Source organism: Actinophytocola xanthii, from assembly GCF_001921205.1.
Classification (GTDB): Bacteria; Actinomycetota; Actinomycetes; order Mycobacteriales; family Pseudonocardiaceae; genus Actinophytocola; species Actinophytocola xanthii.
This window is the reverse complement of the sequence record NZ_MSIE01000192.1, coordinates 1-722: the sequence shown is the minus strand read 5'-3', so window position 1 is coordinate 722 and position 722 is coordinate 1. Positions and strand designations below refer to the sequence as shown.

1 protein-coding gene is annotated in these 722 nt (G+C 62.5%); it reads right to left on the bottom strand.

Annotation, left to right across the window (positions count from 1 at the left end; translation table 11 throughout):
• Nucleotides 1-32 precede the first annotated feature (32 nt).
• Nucleotides 33-554, bottom strand: coding sequence for a hypothetical protein (locus BU204_RS39830; protein ID WP_143230067.1), 522 nt, complete (start codon nt 552-554; stop codon nt 33-35).
• Nucleotides 555-722 lie beyond the last annotated feature (168 nt).

Below are 722 nucleotides of genomic sequence, written 5' to 3'. Positions count from 1 at the left end.
GGGCCACGCCAGTTCACCACACCATGAAGATCTCAAACACGCTCTAAGGCTGAACCGGAATCATTGATGATCACACTGCGGTCGAGATCAAGCTGACCTCCGACGTGAGCACCCACCAACCGCACAACCCCGTCCTCACGCGCTCCCCGCATGATGCCACCCCGCAAGCGCAGGTCACCGTCCGTACGTAACCCTGTGGCATGCAGGGCTGGTGCTACGCAGCCGGTGAGGATCAGCTCGCGTATAGATGCATGTTCACAGGTGAGTCCGTCCATTAACACACACTCATCCAGCACCAGACCAGCTATTGCCGCCACATGGTCCAGGTCAAGCAGCCCGACCACTTGCACACCTTGAATGCGTACTCCATGCGGATCCAGCTCCCCCCGACGCCCCATCAGCAACTCCCGGATAACCACCGCCCGCACACGCAATCCTGGATCATCCGTGACCGAGAGATCCTTTCCGACGAGCGCGACGTTGGGCCCAGCCCACACCCCGCAGCGCGCGGCATCCACGGTCGCCTGCTCGATCTCACTCAGGCTGTCCAACACCGGTGGCCTCTGTGACCCGTACATACAGCCACTGTCGACCCACCTCGCCCAAGTGTGACAACCCACACTCGCCGCCGGGGAACGGCGGCACACCACGCGCTCAGCTTCGGGAGGCGTACACCGGTCTGAGCTTCCCCCCGAACCGTGGAGGACTCCTCTATGCGGCTC